The sequence below is a fragment of the Halobacteriovorax sp. genome, from assembly GCF_041587335.1.
Taxonomy (GTDB): Bacteria; Bdellovibrionota; Bacteriovoracia; order Bacteriovoracales; family Bacteriovoracaceae; genus Halobacteriovorax.
On the sequence record NZ_JBFGYP010000030.1, the window covers coordinates 19435 to 30072 of the forward strand.

8 protein-coding genes and 1 pseudogene are annotated in these 10638 nt (G+C 32.9%); 2 read left to right on the top strand and 7 right to left on the bottom strand.

The window, feature by feature from the left end:
- Positions 1-108 precede the first annotated feature (108 nt).
- Positions 109-1428, top strand: coding sequence for a PolC-type DNA polymerase III (locus ABX784_RS06725; protein WP_372654088.1), 1320 nt, complete (start codon positions 109-111; stop codon positions 1426-1428).
- On the opposite strand, the gene ABX784_RS06730 is transcribed toward ABX784_RS06725, so the two are convergent.
- The 6 genes from ABX784_RS06730 to ABX784_RS06755 form a co-directional block, all read right to left on the bottom strand.
- Positions 1425-2948 carry a histidine kinase dimerization/phospho-acceptor domain-containing protein gene (locus tag ABX784_RS06730; RefSeq protein ID WP_372654090.1) on the bottom strand — a complete coding sequence of 508 codons (1524 nt, stop codon included), beginning with the start codon at positions 2946-2948 and terminating at the stop codon, positions 1425-1427. The genes ABX784_RS06725 and ABX784_RS06730 overlap by 4 nt on opposite strands.
- Positions 2945-4234 (bottom strand): exodeoxyribonuclease VII large subunit, encoded by a 1290-nt coding sequence (gene xseA, locus ABX784_RS06735; RefSeq protein WP_372654092.1) that lies wholly within the window; start codon positions 4232-4234, stop codon positions 2945-2947. Before xseA ends, ABX784_RS06730 begins: the two co-directional genes overlap by 4 nt.
- Positions 4235-4323: 89 nt before the next feature.
- Positions 4324-5736 carry a S41 family peptidase gene (locus tag ABX784_RS06740; protein ID WP_372654094.1) on the bottom strand — a complete coding sequence of 471 codons (1413 nt, stop codon included), beginning with the start codon at positions 5734-5736 and terminating at the stop codon, positions 4324-4326.
- A 14-nt stretch (positions 5737-5750) separates the two neighbouring features.
- Positions 5751-6815 (bottom strand): murein hydrolase activator EnvC, encoded by a 1065-nt coding sequence (locus ABX784_RS06745; RefSeq protein ID WP_372654095.1) that lies wholly within the window; start codon positions 6813-6815, stop codon positions 5751-5753.
- A complete protein-coding gene (locus tag ABX784_RS06750; protein ID WP_372654097.1) occupies positions 6803-7594 on the bottom strand; it encodes a hypothetical protein in 792 nt (263 codons plus the stop codon). Before ABX784_RS06750 ends, ABX784_RS06745 begins: the two co-directional genes overlap by 13 nt.
- Positions 7582-8286, bottom strand: a complete 705-nt coding sequence (locus ABX784_RS06755; protein WP_372654099.1) for an ATP-binding cassette domain-containing protein — start codon at positions 8284-8286, stop codon at positions 7582-7584. The genes ABX784_RS06750 and ABX784_RS06755 overlap by 13 nt, the downstream gene beginning before the upstream one ends.
- 302 nt (positions 8287-8588) lie before the next feature.
- On the opposite strand from ABX784_RS06755, the gene ABX784_RS06760 reads away from it, so the two are divergent.
- On the top strand, positions 8589-9452 hold the full coding sequence (locus tag ABX784_RS06760) for a hypothetical protein (RefSeq protein ID WP_372654100.1): 864 nt from the start codon (positions 8589-8591) through the stop codon (positions 9450-9452).
- Here the strand turns inward: ABX784_RS06760 and ABX784_RS06765 are convergent.
- Positions 9445-10638 (bottom strand): annotated as a pseudogene (locus ABX784_RS06765) (hypothetical protein); the annotation flags it as partial. The gene ABX784_RS06760 and the pseudogene ABX784_RS06765 sit on opposite strands and share 8 nt — an antisense overlap.

Sequence of the window (10638 nt, forward strand, 5' to 3'; positions counted from 1 at the left end):
TGAGCTAAAGGGGGACTAAATTCCCCCTTTAAAATTTCTTCAAGCTTATTTAAAATAGTATTATTACTTCCCTTATCCACACGAGCGAATGTTCGGTGAAGGTCATCCATGTCAGAATCATTTGAACTTATTAAAAATTTAGAATTTTGTGTATTTGACCTTGAAACGACAGGTGGAAATCATAAAACAGATAAAATTATTGAAATTGGTCTAGTAAAGATCAAAAATTTTGAAGTTATTGCTGAAAAGAATTATTTAATAAAACCTGAAATAAAAATTCCAGAATTTATTCAAAAACTAACAAGTATCAAAGAAGAGGATGTAAAAGACTCTCCTGTTATTGAAGATGTTATTGATGAGGTTTTAGAATTTATGGGCGATACAATACTTGTTGCTCATAATACAAGTTTTGATGTTCCATTCTTCAACTCTGTTCTAAAAAGACTCCAGAAACCAATTCTCACTAATAAAAGCCTTTGTACTAACTTAATGACAAAATATCTAATTCCTAACTTAATGAATTCAAACCTGAATTACATGAGTAAAATATTTGATATAAAACACAAAAAAGCACATAGGGCGCTTGATGATGCCTTGGCCACAGCTGAGTTATTATTAATTTATCTAAGAATATATATTGATAAAGGTATCACTAAAATAAATCACCTCTACTACCCTAGAGGGAGGTATGAACTAGATAGAGCAAACTTCAAGCATGAAGAAGACAGCCTTGAAAGTATTAAAGAAAAGTTCGACTCACTTAAAAACCCTCATATCGTAACAATAAAGGGAGAGAATGGAGTCATTCTATTTGCACTTCCATGTAATAATACTCCAGCAGAAAAAGCATTAATATATTCTAAGCTTGAAACTTTAGAATGGAAAAACCTAACTATTAAACTAGTTGGTCCTTTTCTAGAAGCCCTAATAAACTATAGTAGCCTATTTAATAAGGTAGACTCTTCTGATAAAGGTGAAATTGCTCGCTTCCTATGGAAAGAACACTTACCTACAGAAAAGCCACCACTCAAAGATGATATACGTGGTGATAATATCTTAGGAAATAACTTTGGAGACTTTATTATTATAAATAATTTAGTACCAGAGCAATACAATATCTACCCAACAAACGCTCTATCTCAAAAGTCTGAACTAGTTTTTAGATTTCCAGGCCATAAAAAGAAGCTTATCCAGTATATTAATTCTAAGTCGAGTAAGATTAGTAATAACAAATTGAAGAAAACGTTATTCAATCCATTATTTAAGCAATTTCTAGATACATATATTCTAAAAGAAAGTGAGAAAGGAACAATGCTTTGCTTTAAAAAGAGCCTTCCAGCAAAGAACCAAGAGAAGTTCTTTAAAGAAATGGAAAGCTTTATGAAAGCAAACCCTAACCCTTGCTCATATCCAAAATACTATATCTAATTATTTTTTATATTTTTAATAATGACATCATTCTCCTCACCTATAATATCTAGCTCTAACAAGCTAATTAGGTGGAGGAGCAATTTTGATTTTGAGATTACATCATATATTTTCATAAAAGGATGAAAACGTAGCTTAATCTCATTCAACTCTTCAAATACTTCAATTTTAATTTGATCAAAGTCACTCGACAGAAGTTTCTGATGATGTCCAAGCGTAAATGCTTCACTTAATACAAGGTAGAAAATCATTGAAGATATACTGTTATTTAAATTTCTTGAAAAAGTATTTCTCTGCTTATAATCAAAGACCATTTTTAAGTTGGACTCTACCATTCTAGAACGTAATAATTGCAGTGATTGCTCTACAGAACTTTCGAGAGTATCAAATTGAGAATGGGTAGGATCTAATCTAGAAAACCCTAAAAAGACTTCAATCAACTTCTTACATCTTTTAGCGCCTCTTTCCATATCGTTAATGAGATTTTCGGAGTCCTCACCAATGTCATCTTCAAGCTTTAATAAAGTGAGAGCCGCTAAAATACCTGCAATAGGATTATTGAGCTCATGAGCAATAGAACCTGAAATAATTCCAAGCTCTTCAGAGCTTATACTTAGCCCACTTTCTCTTGAACTCGACTCATCTGTTAGGAATGTATAAGAAAAGTAATCTCTCCCCTTTATTCGCAGTGGAGTTTTTAACACTTTATAAAAACGATCCCCACACTCTATTGTTTCATTATCTTCCAACTTCAAACAATCACTAGCATAAAGCCCAAGAGAGGAAAAAAGAGTATTATGAATAACTAGCTCACCTTTTAGAGAGATCAAGCATGATGAATAACTTAAACTATTGAGAATAATCTCCCAATCACTTTTTGAATATTTTTCAAGAGTATCCTTTTCTCTTTTCTGATCCTGATAAATAATGAGTAAACCAAGAAGTAACTTCAAGTCCTCGTCTAGTTTATCTATTTTTTTGAAACAAAAAAATAATCCAGATTCTTTTGAATGAGTTCTTAATATATATTGATAATTTAAAAAATTACGATCAACAAGGAGACCTTCGGTTGTTTCAATCTTAATATCAATGTCAAAATTATCAAGTAAAAATGAACATAACTTCTCTCTTTCAGAGACTTCAAAGATATCTCCCCATGAAGACAAGAAACCGAGAAAATCATTTAAAGGAAAATCTCCATAACTTGTAAGCTTTCCTTTAAAAAAAGAATTAAATAACTCTTTCTCACTCTCAATCCTAAAAAGCCACTTCTCTTGTCCAAGAGATTCCTCTATTAAATTTAAAATATTACGTAAGTACTTTTCAGAAAACTCAGGAATAACAATTGTCCTATCTCCACATGTATTGGATTTAGTAACAATCTGCCACCCATCATAATTAGGAACTTCTTTTATTGAGATTAATAAGTCAGATGCTTCACTCTTTTCCCATCCAAGAGTAGAGAAAATATTCTCAAGTCCTATATCATCAATATTTGATGAATATTCTTTCAAACTCAAAGCTTACTCACTTTATTTTTACCATCACTAAATTGAATATTTAACTCTGTTCCAACAGGTAGTTTTTCGAAGTCATCAGAACTTGCGACCACATTCCCATCGCCATTTGTGATATAGCTATATCCTCTCTCCAGAACGTTACTAGGATTTAGCGCATTTAATAATTCAATTGATTTAGAGACTCTATGCTCTCTATCCCTAAGAGTTTTCTCTAAGGCCATCTGCATGCGCTTTAGGTTGTCATCTAATCGAAACCAGTGATCATGTAGCCCAATAAGTTCAACATCTCTTTTGGCCAATGAACACTTCTCTAATCTATATTTATAATCTTGATAGAGCTTATTCACTCTTGCAAGAAGGGCCTCAGGACGAAGAGAAGCGACTCTATCTTTTCGTGTATAAATTATATTCTTTGCACTGCTATTTAAGTGCCTTCTGAGATTTTCTAATTTTGATAGTATCTGCGTTTGGCCTTCACTTAAAACTTGAGCAGCGGCAGATGGAGTTTCACATCTAAGATCACTCACAAAGTCAGAGATAGAATAATCAACCTGATGCCCTACAGCTGAAATAATTGGTATAGGACAATTAAATATGTCCCACGCTAATGCTTCATCATTGAATGCCCATAGATCCTCAAGACTTCCTCCTCCTCGAGTTAAGACTATTACATCTACACTATTAGAAGGATTATCGAGAGAGAATTTAATAGTATTAAAAAGAGACTTTCTTATTGATGCAGCTGCTCCATTTCCTTGAACTAAAGCTGGAACAACGACAATATCTGTCCAAAGAGTTCTTCTTTTCATTATATTTAAGAAATCTTGAAGTGCTGCTCCCCTTAGAGCTGTAATAACAGCAATCTTTTTTGGAAGTGCAGGAATTTTAGATTTAGCTTCTAAATCGAAAAGACCTTCACCTGCTAACTTCTTCTTTAGTTTTTCAAATTCAGCGAGAAGATCCCCTCCCGTACTGGCCTTAGTAATTCTTTTGATTATTAGTTGAAATGATCCACGCTTAGCATATACTCCAAGTCCCCCAATACACTGAACTTTGTCTCCATCCTTCAATTGTTTAATTTCTGGATTTCTCATCGCATCCATCTTAAACAAACAAGCAGACAAGGAAGAATTACGATCTGACAGCGTAAGGTAATAATGTCCTGAAGAAGATAAGGATAGGTTTGTTACTTCTCCCTCAATTGAGACATTACGAAACTGTCCCTCGAGAAGCCCTTTGACCTTACCTACTAGTGTTGAAACTGAATCATAACGAATATTACTCATTTAAAAATATTATCAATTTAGATTAGATATGCAAAATTTTAAGGAATTAAAAGTGCCGATATTGAAAACCGGCACTTAGATATATTCAATTATTTATTCATTTTCTTAAAAAGATCAAATGAACGAATATAGTTTACAGCTTGTAAGACTTGATAATCTTCATTTGGATTATATTTTATCATCCATCTGTTCTTATGCCCTTCTTTCTTGTCTTTTTTAAGCTTTTCTAATCTCTTCATTCTAGCTTTTCTATCTTCTTTTTCTTTTTCTATTCTGATACTTTTTTCTTCTTTAGTTTCAATTGTAGCTGTCAGGTGATTCTTAAGATCAGATTCTCTAATATAATCTTGTTCTTTTCTATTTTCAGTAACCCAATTTGCTTCAACCTCATCAACAAATACATCAGGTACAATTCCGACGGCCTGTATTTTTCTCCCTTTCGGAGTCATGTATTGAGCAATTGTGAGCTTTACACCTTTTTCATCATCAATTTTTGCGACAGTTTGAACAGAGCCTTTACCAAAAGACTGTGAGCCCATAATAATTCCTCGTTTCATATCTTGAATTGCTCCCGCAACAATTTCACTTGCTGAGGCCGAAGAAGAGTTTATAAGGACAACGAGAGGAACATCTAATTCTTTAAAACCAGATTTTTTAACATATCGAATTTCTTTATTCTTTGGATCTCTCCCCTCAGTACTTACAACAATTCCATCTTTTAAAAATATCGAAGAGACATCTACCGCCTCATCTAAAAGTCCACCAGGGTTAGAACGTAAGTCTAAGATAATTCCCTTTAGTCCACCATTCTTCTTTGTCTTCTTTCTTATATCTTTAAGAGCGTCAATTATCCCCTCTGCAGATCTTTTTTGAAATTGTTTTAATCTTACGAATGCGTAGTTTTGTCTTACAACATCATGCTTAACCGGCTTGATTTTAATGACCTGTCTAGTTAAGACAAAATTCTTAACTCCTTCAGTATCTTCTCTAACAACACCAATTGTTATTTTGTCACCATTCTTTCCTCGCATTTTGTCTACGGCTTCCTCTAAAGTGATTCCTATTGTTGACTCATGATTAATTTCAACAATTCGATCTCCGGGAAGAATTCCTGCTTTAAATGCTGGAGAATCTTCAATTGGTGTGACGACAATGAGATGCCCACTTTTTTGTGTAACCTCTAATCCGAGGCCACCAAACTCTCCTTGAGTCTCTTCTTGCATCTTTGCAAATACTTCTTTGTTTAGAAATGCAGAGTGAGGATCAAGAGTATTCATCATCCCCTTAATAGCTCCCTGAATAAGCTTATCTGTATCGACATTTCTATAGTACTGGGACTCAACAAGAAATAAGACTTTATTGAAAAGTTCGAGCTTTTCAAACCTAGACTTAGTTACTGCTAAAACTTTCTCAGTACCAATAAACCCCATTAAAAGGCCACCGATAGAAAGAGACATACATAGAGCGATCGCTTTAAAGCTTCGCGAACTCTTCATTTTCATAACTATTCCTTAAATTATATATTTACGTTTTTTAGATTATTTTTTGCTAAGAAGTTATCATCCATCAACAATGATGTGTTTTGAGCAATATTCTTCTTACGTACTTCAAAATATAGCTTAGCAAGCTCTCTAGACTTGTTATTAACAAGAGTATAACCAAGGATTTCTCCAGCAGAAACACTCTGACCTTTTTTAACTTTACTCTTAAGTTGTCCTAGATAAATTGATCGAGTCTGATTACCATGCTCAATCATTATAACATTACCATAATTAGATAAAGAACCGATAAAAGAGACTTTCCCCTTTATAGTGTTCTTAATTGGCTGCCTATCTCTAAACTTAAAATTTATTCCCTTTTTCCCATACTCTACCCCCACGTATGACTCAATAGGAGATGAAAACTTGTATCCTACGAGAAGAGGCTTTTTACTTACTTTCTTTTTATTTTTTCGATACTGAATCTTTGACTTTAACGACGATATTTCGACTTTTAGATTTGATTTTTTTTGCTCTACACTTACATATTGAGCCGCATACTCTTTTTTCTGATTTTCTAGATCAGACATTAGTGAGAGTAACTCTCTTTCATTCTCTTCAAGTCCATTAAAGTTATCTCTTATCTCTTTATATCTAATCTGCTTAAGCTCAAGAACTTGTTCAATTGATTTAAGTTTTAAGATCTTCTTAGAGAGAACCTTTGCCATCATTTTCTTTGTTAATAAATCGGCACTTGTCTCTTCATCATTGAGAGAATTTGCTACTACAGAACCTAAAAGGTTCTTAACCTTTGCTTTCTCTTCTCTAACAATTTCAATATATTTCTCTATTTTTTCTGCATTCTTATATATTTGATTTTCAATTCTTCTCTTTGACTCTAGAACTTCAATATAGTCTTTATTTTTAAAGCTTAAATTCTTCTCTAAAGAAATAATTCGACTATTGAGTTTTTTAAGAATTCTCTCTTGTGATCTTAGGTTCTTTCTCAAATCTGAGACTGAGACTTTCTTTGCAGCAAATCCTTTAGCACAGCTAAATAGTAAGATAGTTAAACATATTAGCTTCGGTATTACTCGTGCCACTGTAAGTTCCTTAGCTGTATAGCTGAGAGAAGAGTTATAAGAATAATTCCAGTTGCGACTCCATATGTATTGAAGTCTCCAAATGCGAAAGTTAATGCTGAACAAAAAGAAAATAATCCAATCATACCCGTCAGCATAACTTTAAGGCCTACTTTCTTTCTTCTTTGAAATTTTTCAATTAGGTAAGAGCTTTGCTGAACTTTCGTAGAGAATACAACAGCAATAAGTCCCCATATAACGAAACTAGCAACGCTAACAACTGTAATTCCCCACTCTTTAAACTGAGAGAATAACTGATTTTTAATTTGCTCTGCTTTTGAAATTGCTTTAACTGCACCAAGAGTTAATTTTGAAGATCCTACAAGTCTTACTAAGTAATCTCTAATAAGATTTTGACTTCTCTCTTGTAAATTTTTATCCATGATAACTTTTAATCCAGCATAATCTAAATCCATGCTTTCAATTTTCATATCTAAGTCTAGATTAGAAAGAACCTTTGTAACCTGGCTTTGAATATCACTTTCACCAAGAACCTCGACTCTACTTACACCTGGTAGCTCAGTAAGCTTTCTAGAAATTCTCTTATGATTTTCTGCTCCAGATACAAGGGCATGAAAATAAGGACCTGACGTATAATTAGTCGTATCGCTAAACACACTTTTTTCTAGGTTCGTAAAATTTAAAGCACCTATCAATAAGATAAGTGATGTAAATGTAAACAATCCTCCCCATACAGGGTTATTTTTAATATTTTGAAAAAAGTTATTTAAATAAAACATGCATGCCCCGAGTAGACTAACTTACCTCCGTCTAAGTGAACGATTCTCCCAGAGAACTGCTTAACAAGCTCTTTATTATGGGACGCCCAAATGACAGTAAGTTTTCTTTTAATGTTATATAGATTTAAAATATCGAATATTTTACGAGCACTTTCAGAATCTAAAGAGCTAGTAGGCTCATCGCAGATAATAATATCTGGCCTAGAAAGAAGAGCTCTTATAATGGCAATTTTTTGCTTTAGACCACCATTAGCATTTTTCATCTTTATATCTAGTCTATCTGTAATTCCAACAATTCTAGATAACTCCATTATGTCTTTATCGAATTCTTTTCGTGAGTTATAAAACTTTGGATCATAACAAAAGTTTAAATTATCTCTACAGCTTAAGTTCCCTAGTACTCTTAAGTCTTGAAAGACTTGAGAGATAAAGATAGTTGAATCAGGTCTTTTTACTCTTCCGCTGTCAGGCTCTATATCTCCAGCAAGAACTTTTAAAAGAGTTGTTTTTCCTGCACCAGAAACACCTGTAATAAAGACAATCTCACCTCTTTCTACAGAAAATTGTACGTGACTTAATCCTGTCGTTGAACCAAATTTTACTGATACATCTTCTAGATAAAAGAGATTTTTTGATGTGTAATTTGAGCGATTTTGTGAGGGTTGCGTTCTATTAAACGAAGTGTTGATCATCCTGACCTTTCCTTAAAGTTTTAATATTCAAATCATCCTAATTTGAAGCTGCATTATCTTCTACAGCTCTTATATTCTACCCAATTGCGGGATTTTAGTAAAGAAAACCATTAGAATTGATGAGAAATTGAAATATTTTCCAGACTAAATCCCCTATTTTACGTCTAGTTAATTACCGAGAAAAACAATCAGTTACATATTGGCCCCAATGCGCAAAGAGTCAAAATAAATATCTAACAGACAAAGAGTTGAGCCCTCACATTGTCCATGATAGAAATTAGTATAACTTTGAAGGAGTAATTATGAGAATTCAGGCTTGGGAAATAGAAAAGGATTTAATTCTTTCTACAAGAATTAAAAATTATTCTAATAATTTTAAATCACTTGGTTACTACGATCTCGTTTATGTAGAGGTTGATGAGAATGAAAACCCAATAATTAACTCAGATAATAGAACCTATAGTGCATTCACCTCTAAAGAGCTTGCTCTTAGAACTAAAGCTCCTTTAGAAATAGAAGATATTGTTAGTAACAATGTGGAGATATCTCACCAAGCAATCAATTTAAAATCATTTATGATTGGTGATTTAACTTTTTCACTATCTGATAGTAAAGAAGTACGTTTTATTAAAATTAACCCTATTTGTTTCAGAGAGTCAGACTCTACTGTTTTACTACATGAGGAAGTTTTAATAATTCCAATCAAAGATGAACTAACATCTAAATATATCCTAACATCTAGAAATGAGTCGATGGCCCTTCTTGCAATCAAACCAAATGATGAAAAAAGAATGGGTATGGAGTTAGTTTTTTATTGCTTAACAACAAAGAGCTTTCCAGATGATCTAGAAGAAAAAGAAAAGGCGTTAAATAAAAGAATTGAAGAGCTTTCTTTCTACAGTTCAAGAGTTCCTATTAGAAAAGGAAGTAGCTCAATTCTATGTGTTATCGTAAATCTAGAGAATTCTATGGAAGAAACGGCCTTTATTAGAAACTACAAAACTATGGATAAACATAGCGATGTTATATTTGTAACTAGTGACCTAAAGATTAAAACAGGTGATTTAGAAACTATTCCATATGATGGAGAGAGTATTGATACTGTATTTATGCCAATCATAAACTGGCAAAATAAAGGTACCACTACTCAGTCACAAATTAATTAGTAATCAAGCCTGCCTTAACTAACCTCTCATGTGTTTTCATTGAGCAAAACACATTTGGGGTATAATTCATCTTTTTATGCAAACTTGAAATAACAGAATTTTCAACATCTGCAAGAAGCTTTATATCTCCATTTTCATAACTAATCTTCACAGGATCTCTCTCTAGAAGAAGATTAGATTTTTGTCCATTCTTTGCGATGGCCTTAGGAGATTTAACATATATAATATCTTTCTTAGGAAGGTCTGGAAGGATCCAATCTTCAGCACTACCATTTTTAGCAAGAAAGTCTTCAAGGTCTTTTACTTTTGATTGTGCTCTTTTTACGATTTTATCGTTATCAGCAACCTTATCTTGATCAAATAGTATTTGCTTAAACTCATCACACTCAATTGTCTTAGCTCCTCTCTCTAATAATAGAGTGAGTGCCATATCTTTTATATGTGGTGATTTATCTAAGTCTCCATTAGAGAAATGAGTTTGAACTAAGGCCATAAAGTAATTGTCATTAAACCCATAAAACTTCATAGGATCATTCACAATCATATCTAAAAGATCACTATACTTGTAGATGTAGCCTTTCTCTAAAAAGTGAAAAGTTAGCTTTTCAGCTATAGCATCATACTTAGATCCTCTAGGAGATCTAATCACTTGAGAGTACCAAGCAAATCTAGACATTAGAAAGTCTTCAGCGCAGTGAAGAGCGTTATGTCTAATTGTTAAAATATCATGCTTCTCTACTCGTTTCACTTCAAAGTGGTGAAGTAAGTAGTCTCTATCATATGCTCCGTATTTTAAACCAGTATAGTGAGCGTCTCTTAATAAATAATCCATTCTATCGCAATCAATCTCTGAGTGTAGTATTTGATTGGCAAGGATTGAAGGGTCTACCCCTTTTACTAAATCTGAAATTGTTTGTGGATCAAGTCCATACTTTTTCAGAATATAAGTGATTCCACCTTCGTAATCTGTATTTTTGATTATAAAAGAACCTAAATTTTCATGATCATCTTTTAGCCCTTTGCCACCTTTAGAGTTAGTAGTTTCTCCAAAAGTTATATAAGCAGACTCAGTTGTATGTGAGAAAACAAAAGTACCAAGGTCATGTAAAAGAGCACCAATTCGAAGTGATTTATGATAGATCGCTTCTTTAGTTAAGCACTTCTCATCCATTAGCTCTTCATCAGA

What these genes read in the sequence shown, in the direction of transcription:
- ABX784_RS06725 (WP_372654088.1), top strand. Translation starts at nt 109, where the DNA reads ATGTCAGAATCATTTGAACTTATTAAAAATTTAGAATTTTGTGTATTT.
- xseA (WP_372654092.1), bottom strand. Translation starts at nt 4,234, where the DNA reads ATGAGTAATATTCGTTATGATTCAGTTTCAACACTAGTAGGTAAGGTC.
- ABX784_RS06740 (WP_372654094.1), bottom strand. Translation starts at nt 5,736, where the DNA reads ATGAAAATGAAGAGTTCGCGAAGCTTTAAAGCGATCGCTCTATGTATG.
- ABX784_RS06750 (WP_372654097.1), bottom strand. Translation starts at nt 7,594, where the DNA reads ATGTTTTATTTAAATAACTTTTTTCAAAATATTAAAAATAACCCTGTA.
- ABX784_RS06755 (WP_372654099.1), bottom strand. Translation starts at nt 8,286, where the DNA reads ATGATCAACACTTCGTTTAATAGAACGCAACCCTCACAAAATCGCTCA.
- ABX784_RS06760 (WP_372654100.1), top strand. Translation starts at nt 8,589, where the DNA reads ATGAGAATTCAGGCTTGGGAAATAGAAAAGGATTTAATTCTTTCTACA.